14 protein-coding genes are annotated in these 14147 nt (G+C 70.4%); 6 read left to right on the top strand and 8 right to left on the bottom strand.

What is annotated here, in order from left to right; translation table 11 throughout:
- The first annotated feature begins 81 nt into the window (after positions 1-81).
- Entirely contained in the window at positions 82-942 is an 861-nt protein-coding gene (locus ABZX90_RS32850) for a GNAT family N-acetyltransferase (RefSeq protein WP_355210970.1), read from the top strand.
- Positions 943-1054: 112 nt separating this feature from the next.
- Here ABZX90_RS32850 and ABZX90_RS32845 read toward each other — a convergent pair whose 3' ends face one another.
- Positions 1055-1897 (bottom strand): NAD(P)H-binding protein, encoded by an 843-nt coding sequence (locus ABZX90_RS32845; protein WP_355210967.1) that lies wholly within the window; start codon positions 1895-1897, stop codon positions 1055-1057.
- A gap of 107 nt (positions 1898-2004) precedes the next feature.
- Between ABZX90_RS32845 and ABZX90_RS32840 the strand changes: the two genes are divergently transcribed.
- The 3 genes from ABZX90_RS32840 (at position 2005) to ABZX90_RS32830 (ending at position 4855) form a co-directional block, all read left to right on the top strand.
- The gene (locus tag ABZX90_RS32840) at positions 2005-2892 is read left to right on the top strand and encodes a sigma-70 family RNA polymerase sigma factor (RefSeq protein ID WP_355210964.1); all 888 of its coding nucleotides are present in this window, start codon (positions 2005-2007) and stop codon (positions 2890-2892) included.
- Positions 2893-3332: 440 nt separating this feature from the next.
- Positions 3333-4187, top strand: coding sequence for a nitroreductase/quinone reductase family protein (locus ABZX90_RS32835; RefSeq protein WP_351131648.1), 855 nt, complete (start codon positions 3333-3335; stop codon positions 4185-4187).
- On the top strand, positions 4184-4855 hold the full coding sequence (locus ABZX90_RS32830) for an SDR family NAD(P)-dependent oxidoreductase (protein WP_351131646.1): 672 nt from the start codon (positions 4184-4186) through the stop codon (positions 4853-4855). The genes ABZX90_RS32835 and ABZX90_RS32830 overlap by 4 nt, the downstream gene beginning before the upstream one ends.
- Before the next feature lie 10 nt (positions 4856-4865).
- Here the strand turns inward: ABZX90_RS32830 and ABZX90_RS32825 are convergent, their stop codons facing one another.
- From ABZX90_RS32825 to ABZX90_RS32805, 5 genes are all read right to left on the bottom strand, one after another.
- Positions 4866-7061, bottom strand: a complete 2196-nt coding sequence (locus tag ABZX90_RS32825) for an AAA family ATPase (protein ID WP_355210959.1) — start codon at positions 7059-7061, stop codon at positions 4866-4868.
- 41 nt (positions 7062-7102) lie between these two features.
- Positions 7103-7750, bottom strand: a complete 648-nt coding sequence (locus ABZX90_RS32820; protein WP_351131643.1) for a TetR family transcriptional regulator — start codon at positions 7748-7750, stop codon at positions 7103-7105.
- A 220-nt stretch (positions 7751-7970) separates the two neighbouring features.
- Positions 7971-9026, bottom strand: coding sequence for an aminoglycoside phosphotransferase family protein (locus tag ABZX90_RS32815; protein ID WP_355210956.1), 1056 nt, complete (start codon positions 9024-9026; stop codon positions 7971-7973).
- A 256-nt stretch (positions 9027-9282) separates the two neighbouring features.
- A complete protein-coding gene (locus tag ABZX90_RS32810) occupies positions 9283-10074 on the bottom strand; it encodes an HAD family hydrolase (protein ID WP_351131639.1) in 792 nt (263 codons plus the stop codon).
- Positions 10023-10907: a GntR family transcriptional regulator gene (locus ABZX90_RS32805; protein ID WP_351131638.1), complete on the bottom strand. Its 885-nt coding sequence runs from the start codon at positions 10905-10907 to the stop codon at positions 10023-10025. The genes ABZX90_RS32810 and ABZX90_RS32805 overlap by 52 nt, the downstream gene beginning before the upstream one ends.
- Before the next feature lie 187 nt (positions 10908-11094).
- Between ABZX90_RS32805 and ABZX90_RS32800 the strand changes: the two genes are divergently transcribed.
- Positions 11095-11289: a hypothetical protein gene (locus tag ABZX90_RS32800; RefSeq protein ID WP_328554757.1), complete on the top strand. Its 195-nt coding sequence runs from the start codon at positions 11095-11097 to the stop codon at positions 11287-11289.
- Here ABZX90_RS32800 and ABZX90_RS32795 read toward each other — a convergent pair.
- The gene (locus ABZX90_RS32795) at positions 11279-12187 is read right to left on the bottom strand and encodes a GntR family transcriptional regulator (protein WP_351131668.1); all 909 of its coding nucleotides are present in this window, start codon (positions 12185-12187) and stop codon (positions 11279-11281) included. The genes ABZX90_RS32800 and ABZX90_RS32795 overlap by 11 nt on opposite strands.
- Positions 12188-12403: 216 nt before the next feature.
- Here ABZX90_RS32795 and ABZX90_RS32790 point away from each other — a divergent pair, with 216 nt between their 5' ends.
- Positions 12404-12589 (top strand): hypothetical protein, encoded by a 186-nt coding sequence (locus ABZX90_RS32790; RefSeq protein WP_351131636.1) that lies wholly within the window; start codon positions 12404-12406, stop codon positions 12587-12589.
- A 176-nt stretch (positions 12590-12765) separates the two neighbouring features.
- On the opposite strand, the gene ABZX90_RS32785 is transcribed toward ABZX90_RS32790, so the two are convergent.
- Entirely contained in the window at positions 12766-14031 is a 1266-nt protein-coding gene (locus ABZX90_RS32785) for a GNAT family N-acetyltransferase (protein WP_351131635.1), read from the bottom strand.
- Between the last annotated feature and the right edge of the window lie 116 nt (positions 14032-14147).

Here is a 14147-nt window from a genome sequence, read left to right as displayed (position 1 = left end):
GCTGAGGAGTTGCGGAGGCCCCACTTCCGCGCCCTGGCGGAAAACCGTTGGGCGCTTCCACGGCGTGGGAAATCATGAAGCATGCACCCGGATGACTGGCACCTCGCCGAAGACGTCGACGACTTTCTCGCCCGGGCCGGGGACTTCCTGCGCTCGCGGCCCGGCCTGCACGTCATGCCGCTGACGTGGACCGCGAGACTGCGAACGCGCGGGGCGGCCGCCTTCGGCACAGAAGCCCCCGTCTTCGGCGTGCTGGACCGAGCGGGCGAGGTCCACGCCGCCTTCTACCGCCTCCCGTCCGGCGGTCTGGGCCTCACGCCGCTCACGCCCGAGCAGGCCGACAGCCTCGCCGCCCGGCTGGCCGCCCTCGGGCACTCCCTCGGCTCCGTCAGCGCGGACCACACCACCGCCACCGCTTTCGCCGAGGCCTGGCAGCGGCACACCGGCGCGACGCCGAAACCCCGCGACACGCGGCTCCGCCTGTACCGCCTCGGCACGCTCACCCCACCGGAGCCGCTACCGGCGGGCCGGGGCCGCGTCCTGGGCGACCAGGACCTTGACCAGGCCATGTTCTGGTGCGGCGAGTTCGCCAAGGCCGTCGGGGAAGTCGTCTCCATCGACGCCGACTCCTGGGCCGGTACGCGCTTCGCCGACAAGCGCTACACGTTGTGGGAGACCCCGGACGGCACTCCCGTCTCCGTCGCGGGCATGAACCCGATGATCGGCGGCCAGATCCAGGTGGACATCGTCTACACCCCGGCCCACCTGCGCGGGCGCGGCTACGCGGGAGCCGTGACGGCGGAGGTGAGCCGGGCCGCGCTGGCCGCGGGCGCCCGGGAGGTCGTGCTGTTCGCGGACCTGTCCAACCCCATCAGCAACGCCCTCTACCAGCGCCTCGGCTATCGCCCGCTCGCCGAGTGGGCCGGGTACCAATTCGTTTAGCCGGATGCCGACTGCCTGAAAGGTGTTGGGGTACATGTGCCGCGGCGGCGTGCCGGTCCTTCTGTTGTCCGCGGGCCGCAAGCCTCGGTCGCGCAGCCGTGCGGGAGTGCTCCTACCCGGCGTCGCGGACCCGCGCCGACGTGAGCGGCGCCCCCTGGCCCACGCGCTCCGCCAGGAAGTCCTCCCACGTCCTCTTTCCTGTCTGCGCCCCGGCCGGCGCGAGGTTGTCGCCCGCCCGGTACGCGCGTCCCGCCTTGCCCGGGATCCGGACCGGCAGTATCGGACGGCGCCGCTTGCCGCGGGCCTCGGCGTAGCCGTCGGCGAGTTCGGTGAGGGTGTACACCTCGGGTCCGGCGAGGTCGGGGACCAGGCCGGACGGGCTGCCGAGCGTGAGTTCCGTGATGCGGGCCGCCACATCGCGCGCGTCGACCGGCTGAAGCCGCAGGCCGCCCGGCGCCGGGAACACCGGCATCCTCGCCATCGTGGCCACCATCTTCAGGGTCAACTCGTTGAACTGGGCCGCCCGCAGCGTCGTCCACGGCAGCCCCGACCCGGCGATCGCGCGCTCGGCGTCCAGCTTGGACCTGAGCCAGGCCAGCGGAACACGGTCCGCGCCGATGACGGAGATGTAGACGAAGTGCCGTACGTCCGCGTCCCGGGCGGCCCGCACGAGGTTGCGGGTCGCGAGGTCATCGCCCTTGGGGCCGCCCGCGAGATGCAGGACGGTTCCGACGCCGGTCAGAGCGGCCTCGATGCCCTCGCCGTCGAGGAGGTCGACGGCCACGTGCGCGACGCCGTCGACGGTCCCCCGGCCGTGCCGGCTCAGGACGCGCACGTCGTGTCCGGCCTCGCGCAACAGCGGGACGACGAGGCTTCCGAGAGTGCCCGTACCGCCGGTGACCAGGATCGTCGACGGGGTGGACGGGTCGGACGGGTTCGCCGAGCTGGTCGTCATGGCTGCTCCCAAGGTGGTGGGGGGCCGGGGGTGTGAAAACCCGGGCCCCGTCAGCGGGTTCCGATGTTCTACTTCACTGACACCACGGGTGAAGGGAATGTGACACGGTGACCGAGAGCGCATGGCCGGCCGAGCGTTTCGAGGAGCAGCGGCCGCATCTGCGGGCGGTCGCCTACCGGATGCTCGGCTCGGTGAGCGAGGCCGATGACGCCGTCCAGGAAGCGTGGCTGCGGGCAGCCCCGGCGGACATCGACGCCGTCGGCAACCTCGCCGGCTGGCTGACCACGATCGTGGCACGGGTGTGTCTGAACATGCTCCGTACGCGGGAACGCCGGCGCGAGGACCCTCTCGACCCACGGATCGCCGACCGGCCCGTCGGCCCCGGGAGCGGCGGCGACCCCGAAGAGGAGGCGGTGCTCGCCGATTCGGTCGGAGTGGCGCTGCTGGTCGTCCTCGACACCCTCACCCCCGCCGAGCGGCTCGCCTTCGTGCTGCACGACCTGTTCGCCGTGCCGTTCGACGAGATCGGCCCGCTGCTCGAACGGTCTCCCGCGGCGGTACGACAGCTCGCGAGCCGCGCCCGTCGCCGCGTGAAGGGCGCCTCTCCCCTGCCGGAGGCCGATCTGGCCCGTCGGCGCCGAGTGGTCGACGCGTTCCTGGCCGCCACCCGCGGCGGAGACTTCGAGGCGCTGGTCGCCCTCCTGCATCCCGATGTCGTCCTGCACGCCGACCGGTCCGTCATCCCGACCCCCGAACCGGTCGTGGTCGGCGGCGCGGCCACGGTCGCCGGGAGCGCGATGGCCGCCACCGGCCGCGCCCGCTTCACCGGCCCCGCTCTTCTGGACGGCACGGTCGGCCTCGTCATGGCCCCCTTCGGCCGGCTCAGCCTGGTCCTCACGTTCGCCGTCACGGACGACGGCCTCATCACCGAGATCAAGGTCATCGCCGAACCGGACGACCTGCGCCGCATCGAAGTCGCGGCTCTCGGCGCCTGAAACACGAGAACACAGGAGCGCGGGAGCACCGTCACAGTCGCCGATTCGGCCGCCTTACGGAAATCGCTATTGCCTTGCGCCACAAAGAGGCATTACGGTGACGTCCATGACTGCCGGGTCGGCCTTGTGCCGTGAGCGAATCGGGTACCCGGCCTCCGAGTGAGGCCGGGGCGGGCCAGAGCGCCGCCCCCCGTTCTCTTCCTTCGTACGAATTCTCTCCTCGTACGCCTTTCCCTGTGCGCCTCCGGCGCGCGCTGCCTGCGTGCGCCCCCTGTGAGCTCGTACGAACCCCGCGCCCGTAGGCGCTTTTCTCTGCGTACCCCTCGTACGGGACACGGGCCCGCGCACGCGATCGCGCAATCCACCGAGCACCTGACATACCGCGGACCGCATTCGCCCCGCGGTAATTCACCCTGCCCGAAAACAGAAAAAGGAAGAGAATGCCCAACCCCTTCAATCAACAGGTCATCGGGGAATTCCGCGCCAATGGCGGGCGCGTCGGCGGATATTTCGAGGGAGCGCGGCTTATTCTGCTGACAACCCTCGGGGCACGGACCGGGACCCCGCACACGACCCCCGTCGGCTACTACCCCGACGGCGGCGAGCGGGTGCTCGTCATCGCGTCGGCCGGTGGCGCGCCCCGGCATCCCGACTGGTTCCGCAACCTCGTCGCACATCCGCGGGTGACCGTCGAGGACGGCGTCTTCAGGTACGAGGCGGAAGCCGTCGTGCTCGAACGCGCCGAGCGCGACCGTGTCTTCGCCCGTGCGGTGGAGGCCGACCCGGGGTGGGCGGAGTACCAGGCGAAGACCGACCGAGTCATTCCCGTCGTCGCCCTGCGCGCGCTGCCCAAGGACGGCCCGCCGAACATCGACGCCGACTCCATGGCCGAAGCGCTGAAGGTCGTCCACGACGCCTTCCGGCGCGAACTCGCCCTGATCCGCAAGGAGGTGACCGAACAGGGCACCGCGTCCCTGGGCGCCCAGCTCCGCGTCAACTGCCTCACTCTCTGCCAGGGCCTGCACAACCACCACACCGGCGAGGAGCTGGGCATCTTCCCGATGCTCGCCGGCCACCGTCCCGAAGCGGCACCCGTCCTCGACCGGCTGCGTCACGAGCACGAACGGATCTCCGGACTCCTCGACGAGCTGCGCCGGGTCGTCGCTGCCGAGGACGCGGACCCCGGCCGCGTACGCTCCGAGGTGGACCGCCTCACGAGCGAACTCGAAGCCCATCTGACGTATGAGGAAGAGCAGTTGATCCCACTCCTGGACCCTGCCGGAGCGACCCCGTGATCGCGCTCGTCACCGGTGCCAACCGCGGTATCGGCCGTGAGGTCGCCCGCCGACTGGCCTCCGACGGCCACACCGTGTACCTGACGGCCCGGTCCGCGGAGGCCGCAGCCGACGCGGCCGATGCCATCGGACTGCCCGACGTCCGCCCGCTCCGCCTCGACGTCACCTCCGAGGCGGACATCGCGGCGGCGGCCCGGGACATCGACGCCCTCGACGTGCTGATCAACAACGCGGCGATCGCGTACGACACCTGGCAGCGCGCCACGACCGCCGACCTGGACGTCGTACGGGAGGCGGCCGAGACCAATCTGTACGGGCCCTGGAGGCTGACCCAGGCCCTGCTCCCGCTGCTGCGCGCGAGCCGGCACCCGCGGATCGTGAACGTCTCCAGCGAGGCCGCGTCCCTCGCGGGCATGGGCGGCGGAACCCCGGCGTACTCAGCATCGAAGGCAGCTCTCAACGCCCTGACCAGGATGTTCGCCGCCGAGCTGCGTTCCGACGGGATTCTGGTGAACGCGGTCTGTCCTGGCTGGGTCGCCACCGACATGGGCGGGCCGGGCGGTCGGCCCGTCGAGGAGGGCGCCGCGAGCGTCGTCTGGGCGGCGACCCTCGCGGACGACGGCCCCACCGGCGGCTTCTTCCGCGACGGCCGACGACTGCCCTGGTGAACCGCCGGAGTCACCAGGGCAGCGGTCGTGCGTGGATCACGTCCAGGCGCGACACCGCCCGGGTCAGCACCACGTAGAGCCGGTGCAGCCCGCGGGCCTCCGCCTCCGCGATCGCGGCCGGTTCCACGGCCACGACATGGTCGTACTCCAGACCCTTGGCGAGGCTCGCGGGCAACACCGCGATCCGGGCGCCCAGTTCATCGACACCGGCCGCCCTGATCCCCGCGGCGCCGAGCGCCTCCCGGACCCCTGCGACGTCCGCGTCGGCGGCGATGACCCCGATGGACCCCTCGTGCGCGAGCGCCTCCCGCACGGCCGCGACGGTCTCGGCCGACGGGTCGGAGGTCGGCCGGATCGTCAACTCGCCGTCCCTGCACAGAGATCGGGCCAAAGGCACACCCACGCCGAGGCGGTCCAGCACCCGGTTGGCGAGTTCGACGATGACCTCGGGCACCCGGAATCCGGTCGTCAGGGGGACGACGACGGCGTCCGGTTTGCCGAGATGGAGGAGGAGTTCGTCCCACTCCCGTGCCGCCCAGGGAGTCGTGCCCTGCGCCAGGTCGCCGAGCACGGTCAGCGAACCGAAGGAGGCCCGCCGCGCGATCGCCCGGCACTCCATCGGCGACAGGTCCTGTGCCTCGTCGATCACCAAGTGGCCGTATCCCTCGGGGTGTTCGATGAGCCCGGCGATCTCGTCGAGGAGGACCAGATCGGCGGACGACCAGCGCGCCGACTTCCATGAACGTGGCGGCTTCGCCCACAGGACCGCCTTTTGCTCGTCGGCGTCGAGGATTCCGTCGGCCGCCCACTCCAACGCCTCGGCGTCGGTGAGAAGTCGGGCGAGCAGTTCCTCGGGGCGCACCCGTGGCCACACCGCGTCGACGTACGCGCCGACCGGCCGGGCACGCGAGATCCGCTGCGCCCAGGCGTTCGTCTGCGGGCCGGCCCGCAGCTCGGCCCGCTCCCGCACATACCGCACGACCCGCGTCCGCACCCGCTCCCGCCCCACGGCGTACGGCGGTTCCTCGGCGCGTACGCCGTCCACGATGCGGCGCAGTACAGCGACGGGGACGCGCCAGCGGTAGGTGCCGTCCGGCACGGCGAGGGAGTCGGCCGGTACGCCGATGTTCCCGTACAGCGCCCGGCGCAGCACCTGTGCCATCCGGGCGTCGTGCTTGACGACCGCGACCCGTGTGTCGTCCTCGGCCTTCACCGGGTGGCCGGCGATCTCCTCCCCGATCGTCGACTGCCGTACGCCGGTCTCCCCGAGAGCGGGCAGGACCTCCGCGATGTACGACAGGAAGGTGCGGTTGGGGCCGAGGATCAGCAGTCCGCCGCGGCGGATGCGCTGCGGATGCGTGTAGAGGAGGTAGGCGGCCCGGTGCAGGCCGACTGCCGTTTTGCCGGTGCCCGGGGCGCCCTGCACACAGACCGAGGCCGTGAGATCACCTCGTACCAGATCGTCCTGTTCGGGCTGGATGGTGGCGGCGATGTCACGCATGGGGCCGACGCGGGGGCGCTCGATCTCCCCGGCGAGGATCGAACTGCCGTGACCGGCCCCGCTCCCGGCCGTCCGGCTCCCGGCAGTCCCGCTGCCGCCGCGCTCGTACCCGTGCCCCTCACCCTCGATGGCCTCGCCCTTGATGACCTGGCCCCCGACGGCCGCGCGCCCGGCGCCGGCGGCTCCGGTCCGTTCCGCCGCGATGTGCTCGTCCTCCAGGCCCGTGAGGTCGGCGGAGTCGCCGCGGCTGCCGGGGGCCCAGCCGAAGCGGCGGCGGACGGCGACACCCTGGGGTTCGCGGACGCTCGCCTGGTAGAAGGCGCGCGAGACGGGGGCACGCCAGTCGACGACGAGGGGCGGGGCGGCGGGGTGTTCCCTGATCCGCAGCCGCCCGATGTGATAGCTCTGCCCGGCGTGGTCGCCGGCCGCCGCGCGCGAGGCCTCGAAGTCCAACCGGCCGAAGAACAAGGGCCCTTGGGGCAGCTCCCGCAGCTCCTTCGCCTGGCTGCGCAGCACATGTCCGAGCACCTCGGCGTCGGCGCCGGAGGCGGAGACGTCCTCCCCGGTGACGACCTGCTCCTCGGCGCCGTCCACCATCGCGGCGAGAGCGGCGCGACAGGTGTCGTGGAAGGCACGCTCGCGGGAGAGGAAGCGGGCGAGCGGCGGGTCCGGGGCACGCCTCGGGGCGGGGTCGGGTGACGTCATTCCATCCAGCATAGCGGAATAACGCAACCGGGTAACATTCTTTACTCAGTAACGACTTGTTGGGCGAGCCCCGGCAGCCCCGACGCCAGCTGCGCGAAGGCCCGCTCGGCCGCCGCCACGGCGTCCTGGCGTACGTCCGTCACCCGCTCCCCCTCCGCGATCCGCCGCAGGTTCTCCTCGGCGAGGATGCGGCGCACGGCGGTGATCTGTCCGGCGGCGAGCCGTGCGTCGAGCCCGTCGCCCAGCGGTTCGGCGAGGGCCTCGGCGAGCGCGGCCTCGGACCGCTCCAGATACCCGTACATCCGCGCCACCAGCGACGGGGTCCCGTAGAGCAGCCGGTGGAAGGCCAGAACGCCGGGATGTTCGTTGAGCCCGGTGACGGGGTCCTCGCGCCGCAACCCGTCCAGGAAGTGCTCGCGGAGCGCGTCGATCGCGGTCCGCCCGGCCGCCCTGCCCTCCACGACGATGCGCGCGGCCTCCGTCTCGTGGTCCGCGAACCGGTGCAGGACCAGGTCCTCCTTGGCCGGGAAGTACCGGAAGAGCGTCGGCTTGGAGATCTCGGCGGCGGCCGCGACCTCGGCGACGGACACGGCGTCGAACCCCTTCTCGAGGAAGAGGCCGATGGCGGTGTCGGAGACGGCCTGGTACATCCGTTGCTTCTTGCGTTCGCGCAGTCCGGTGTCACTCATGGTCACGAGCCTACGCACCACTCGGCCCCCCGCGGCCGGCCCGAGACCCCGCGCGGCACGCGGCCCGGCCCCTCGTCCGTAACGCCCGTGTCGCCCGTGTCGCCCCTTGTCGCGCTTGACCTCGACCGGACTTGAGGTCAAAGACTGCCGGTGAGGAGCTTCGACCTCACGCCTGCTGAAGATCTCGCTGACGGCGCCGGCCGTCGTCGCGCGGCGCGTGTCACGGCAGGGGTTTGCCGCCGATCGGGTCGTAGCGGTCGTGCCACTTCTCCAGCGAGGCCGTGATGTGCTCCGCGGTCGGTGTCGTGAACCCCAGCGGTTCCTCCGCGGCGCTCAGCACCTTCCGGATCTTGCCGCTCGCGTGGGCGAGGAGACTCCCGTCGACCGTCGGCTGCGCGGCCAGCGGCAGGGCCGTCCGGATGACGTCGGTGAAGACGGACTGGGCGCGCTTGTAGGCGAGCAGCTTGGGCAGGTCGCCCTTCCACCCGGCCGAACTGCCCGGGGCCACGCTCTCGACGGCCGCGCACCAGTCCCGGATCATCCGCTTCTCCTGGTCCTCCGGATACCGCATCAGGTAGAGGTGGGTGGCCAGGTCGTACAACGGGTCTCCGAACAGCGCCAGTTCCCAGTCGATCGTCCAGAGCCTGTCCTCGGCATCGACCACGAAGTTCTCGCGGTGGAGATCGGCGTGCAGCAGACAGAAAGGGCGCCGGGTCAGTCCCGACACATGCCCCCGGAGTCTCGTGAAGGAGACTCCGTCCAGTCCGAGGTCGTAGAACAGGCCCTTGAATCCCGGCATATTCCGCTGGTACACCCGCTCTTCCGTGAACAGGATGAGCCGCTCCAAAAAGCCCGAGGTGTCGCCTTCGGCGGCCCGGTCCACGGATTTGCACGTACGGTCCGCGGCGAGGGAATCGGGTCTGATGCGGGCCAACTGCCGGAAGAGGGAAACGATTTGCCCGACAATGGACGGAGGGATCTCGCTGCCCGACCCGTACAGCGTTCCCAGTGTCTTTCCCTCGATGAACCGCTGAAGGCTGACCGTATCCGCCTGAATGAGATCGGGGATGCCCTCGATGCGTCCCTCCAGAGCGCGGAGCAGCTGTTCCTCGGAGGCGAAGCAGCGCCGGTCGAACCACAACAGGCCGGGGCGCGGCTCCCGGCACTTCCCGCGGCCCGGCTCGGTCAGTCCGGTCCCACCCGGCAGGGGAAAGACATACGTCTCATGGTGGTAGCCATGGAGTGGTCCTTCGACCGCTCCTACGTCGCCACTCACCTCAACGGCTCGTCGCAGAGCCGGGGAAGCCGATTCGGGTGACATTGACCGTTCTCTCGCGTGACCGCAGACCCATGGGAAAGAGGGGAGAACGGTACTCCCCCATGCGTGCGTATGGTGCCAGAAAGGCGCCTTTCATCTCGGCTCCCTTGCCGGGCAATTGGTCGCCCACTGCCGCGAAAGCGGGTACTGAGCAGCGGCAACACCTCGCGGCGTCAGGCGGAAACGTCTTTGCGTTCACACGGTCGGGGTGGTGTCAGTGCTGACCCAGCAGCACCCGGAGCACGGTCTCCAGCGAGGCCACCACGTGCTCGGCTCCCGCGTCCCGCAGCAGTTTCTCCTTGTCCTCGTGACGCGCGTAGCCCAGGAACGGAACCCCGGCCCGCTCGGCCGCGTAGAAGTCGGACGGGGCATCGCCGATCATGAGGGCCGCCGAGGGAGCGGCGCCGAGGGCGTTCAGGGCCTGGTTGAGGCAGTGCGGGTCCGGCTTGAGGTGGGTCAGATCCTTGGTGCGGCCGTAGATGTTGGGCGTGAAGCATTCGGTCAGCCCCCGGCCGGCCAGGTAACGGGACGCCGTCAGCGGGGAGTTGTTGGTGGTGACCGCCAGCCGGGCGCCGACGGCGCTCCAGGTCCGTATCAGCGGGTCCGCGTACGCGGTGGGCCAGGCGGTGGGCACCGCCTTGAGCTCCTGCTGGGTGAACCGTGCCTCCAGTTCGGTCACCAGGTCGCTGCGCGGACGCCGCCGGTCGACCGCGTGCAGAACCGCCAGCGGGTCGGGGTGTTCGCGTTCCTCCGAGGTCAGCAGCCCGCGCATCCCCTGTCGTTCGAGCCACTCGACCAGATCCTTCGCCACCCGCTCCGCCGAGTGCCCCGCGAACAGCCGGCAGATCGGCCCGTCGAAGTCGAAGAGCACGAAGCGCGCGCGGGTGATCGCATGCCGCAGGCTCTCTGTCTGTGCCGCCACCGCATCAGTCTGCTGCGTCGTATCAGAAGTCACTAGGAGAGTTTCAGGTCCGTGGTGATGGTTTCCCAGAGGGCGTCGAACCACTTCTGGGATTCGTCCACGAAAGCGGCGTCCCGTAGCCCCGTCCGCCTCTCGAAGGAGAAGAGGAGGGACGCGGAGCCGAGGGTGTCGAACATGTCCAGGACTCCGTCCTCCAGGGTGGTCTCCTCGCGCCTGGTGATCATGTAGTAGGCGATCAGCGCCTCCGACTCGTTGAGCAGGTAGAGCTTCACCGGTGGCGTGAACGGAAGCGCCCGGAAGGTCACGTGGACGTCGATGCCGTGGGAGGAGCGCAGGGACTGGAGGTTGTGGCGCAGGACGTGCCCCTGGGCGTTGCGCTGCTCCAGCCAGCGCTTGTGGACCGGGTCGTCGTCGCTGCGGCCCTCGACGGAGATCGGGAACGCCAGGTTGATCTCCCGGCTGGGCAGCAGGATCCGGAAGTCGATGCGCTCGGGGTGGATCCTGCCGTCGTGGATCTGGCGGAGCGGCTCACTGAGCGCCACCATCAGCGTCTCCGCGGTGAGACAGGCCGCGTCGATCCGCACGTGGGGCACGGAGAACGCCTCGGTGAGACGCGGCGTGAGGCCCACCATGGTCGGCTGCGGTCCGTCCCGGGTGGGAGTGACGTCGGCGATCCGTGGCGGGCTGCCCTTGCTGACGTTGCTGAGGAGGCCGCCCTCCTGGAGCGCGCGCAGGGCCAGCCGGACGGCACCGCGCTCGACACCGAACTCGTCGGCCAGCTCCGCCTGGGTGGGCAGCCGGTCGCCCGCCTTCAGCTCGCCGGAGCGGATGCGCTCCCGCAGGACGTCGGCGATCTCCTGGGGCGAAAGCCTTCTGCTGCTGTCACTCGTCACAACGTTCTCCTGAGTCACGACCAAACGGTACAACTCTCCCCCATCTCAGGGGAGTTATTCGAAAGTTGTTTATGGACAGTCACCAAGTGGGGACAACCTAGTCAGAGTTGGTTGCCAACTTGGCCAAGTTGGCGGAAGTTTTGCCTCCCCCTCGCCCAGCCGCGGCACCCACCACCCCGAGCAGGTCACTGAAGAAGCAGGAGGAACCACCATGCCCGCCATAGCCCTCCTCTCCGCCGTCTTCGTCGTCGGCTTCGAGCAACTCGTTCAATGGCAGTACGGGCCGACGGGCATCGTCGGGCTGCTGCTGCTCACCATCGGGATCAAGGCGAAGAACCCCACGTGCAGCTCCATCGGGGCCGTCGTGCTGGCCCTGCTGGTCGCGGGGCCTGCCATCAGTTCGTGAACAGCAGCTCGGAACTGATGGTCTCCCACAACGCGTTGAACCAGAGGTGGGACTGTTCCACGAACGTGGTGTCCCGCAGTCCCTCCCCCTGGCTGAAGGGAAACAGCATCGACTGGGTGCCCTCGGCGTCGTACATCTCCAGGTATTCGTGGTCGATCTCCTCGCCCCGCCGCGTGAGCGTGTAGTACGCGAACAGCGCCTCCGCCTCGTTGAGCAGGTACAGCTTCACGGGCGGAGTGAAGGGCAGCGCGCGGAACGAGACCCGCACGTCGATGCCGTGCGTGGCCCGCAACGCCAGCAGGTTGTGCCGCAGGACCTGCACCTGGGCGTTGCGCTGGGCGAGCCAGCGACGCCGCGGACGGTCGTCCTCCAGGTCGTCGACCGGCGTGGGAAACGCGAGGTCGATGTCCCGGCTCGGCAGCAGCACCCGGACGTCGACCCTGGCCGGTTTTAGGCGCCCCGCGTGAACCTCGCGCAACGGCTCGCCCATGGCGAGGGTGAGCGACACCGCGGTCAGACAGAGCGCGTCGATCTCCACGTGCGGGACCGCGAAGGCCGCCGTGATCCGCGGGGCGAGTGCCACCATGGTGGACTGCGGCCGCGATTCCGGCCCGGTCAGCGCCCTCTCGGGATGATCCGCGACCGTCGCCGGGCTCCCCTTGGTCACATCGACCAGCAGCTGCTCCGTCTGCAGGATGCGCAGCGCCTGGCGCACCGCGCCGCGCTCGACACCGAACTCGTCGGCCAGTTTGGCCTGGGTCGGCATGCGCTGGCCGGCCCGCAGCTGACCGGACCTGATCCGGCTGCGCAGCTCGTCGGCCACCTCTCGGTGTGACCTCGGTGGCCGTGGTGACCTGTTCCGCCCGTTGACGGCGGCATGCTCCGGGTCCACAACCAGAACCCTACAACTTCTCGCCATCTTTTGGCAGTTGTCGGATAGGTGGTTATGAGTCGTCCCAACACGGAGATAACTAACTGTGAGTTGGTCGCCAACTTGCGCAACATGGTCAAACTTCCCGAGGGTTGGCCGCCGAAACTCCGCCTGCAGGCCAGGTGGTCCGGGCGGACGGTCCTCAGCGGGGGTCCGCCTCCCCGTCCCGAAGGAGGGACCGTCATGCCGCTCGTCGCCCTCGCCGTCGCCGCCCTCGCCATCGGATTCGAGCAAGTCATCCAGTGGGAGTACGGGCCGATGGGCATCATCGCGTTCGTCGCGCTGTCCGTCGGGCTCAAGGCCCGGAACACCATGATCAGCGGCATCGGGGCCGTGATCCTCGTGATGCTGCTCGCCCAGTCCGGCTGACCGGACGCCACCGTCCGCCAGTCCGGCTGACCGGGCTCCCTTCCGGAGGGGAGCCGGGAGCCCGGTCAGTCCGCACCACCGCACCAACCCGCACCACCACAACCACAACTGAATCGCTACGGATCAACAGCCGGCACCCGAGTGGGAAGGAGAACCGCCCTACCGGAAACAGCAGTTCAGAAGATGTCCGGGCACCACGGTCGCCTGGACGTCCGCAGCAGGGCGTCGGCATCGGAGGCGGCGCCCTCTTGCTGTTCCCGGACCCGGCCCAGCGCCACCAGCCGCACCGCGGACTCGTCACCGAGCCACAGCATCGCCAAGTCGGCGATGGAAAGCACCAGTTGGGCGGACTCGGTGGTCGGTTCGCAGGTCGCCGTACCGTCCGGGGCGACCTGGAGCCGATAGCGGCCGCCGTCCGGCCCGCTCTCGTCCATGACCTCCAGCACGAGCGTCCCGGCAGCCCCGTACGTCCGTGCCTGCAGAGCCCGTACGACATCCAGGATCCGCACCCACAGCCAGTCCGACTGGGTGGTGATGCGGGCGGCGCGCGGATCCGGCAGGAAGTGCGGCAGCAGGTCGTCGGGGGCGCGTCGGCCGCTCTTGACCCGGGTGATCCAGTCGATCGAGCAGAGGTACTGCCACAGGGCGCGCTCGGCCGCCGGCGTCACCGCGAGCAGCCACTTCACGTCCGCCGTGTTCCGGGGCTGGTTGGAGTCGCCCCAGTTGTCGTCCGACTCGTAGGCGACCAGGCCCTCGACCTCGCCGGACGCCGAGCGGTACGCGGCGTAGAACGGTTCCTTCCAGGGGTCGCCGAGCTTCAGCAGACCGGTGTTGACCTGCCACCAGCGGGCGTCGCGACTGACCGCGCCGGGAAGGCCGCGCCGCAACCGTTCGTGCAGTTCGGGGCCCGCCTTGCGGACGTCCTCGGCGTCCACGAGGTCGATACGGCCACCGTCGGCGGGGCCCGCCCAGCGGGGGTCCAGACCGGTGCGCGGTACGTCGACGGTCCACTCGGCCGAGGTGGTGACGGGGCCGAAGCCGTAGCGGCCGTAGATCGGGTACTCGGCGGCGATGAGCGTCGCGACGACATCGCCCCGCTTCCTCGCCGCCGCCAGATCGGCCTCCATCATGCGGGTGAGCAGGCCCCGGCGGCGGTGCGTGGGCGAGACGGTCACGTTGGAGATCGCGTCCGCGGGGACGACCGCTCCGCCGACCACGGTGAGCTCCTGCGGGAACGACCTGAACGTCGCGACGCAGCGGGAGCCGTCGAACGCGCCCAGCGTCCTCGGCAGGAGAAGCCCCGACGCCCGGGCCTCGGCCTCCTGCTCCGAGACGGCGGGCGATCGCAGGAATCCCGTTTTCAGCGCGCGCAGCCAGTCCGGGATCTCGGGGGCGGCGATGGGTCGTACGTCGATCGTGTCGATGGCGTCGTGCGGGGTCATGGGGCCACGCTAGGGGGACGTCGGAGCGGTGTCGCGGGGATTTCCACCCCACCCCTTCCGCCCCAGCGCCTCCGCCCCACCCCTTCCGCCCCTTCCTCTACGGAGAGCCACCCGAA

The sequence above is a fragment of the Streptomyces sp. NPDC002935 genome, assembly GCF_040611295.1.
Lineage (GTDB): Bacteria > Actinomycetota > Actinomycetes > Streptomycetales > Streptomycetaceae > Streptomyces.
This window is presented reverse-complemented; position numbering and strand designations above follow the sequence as displayed.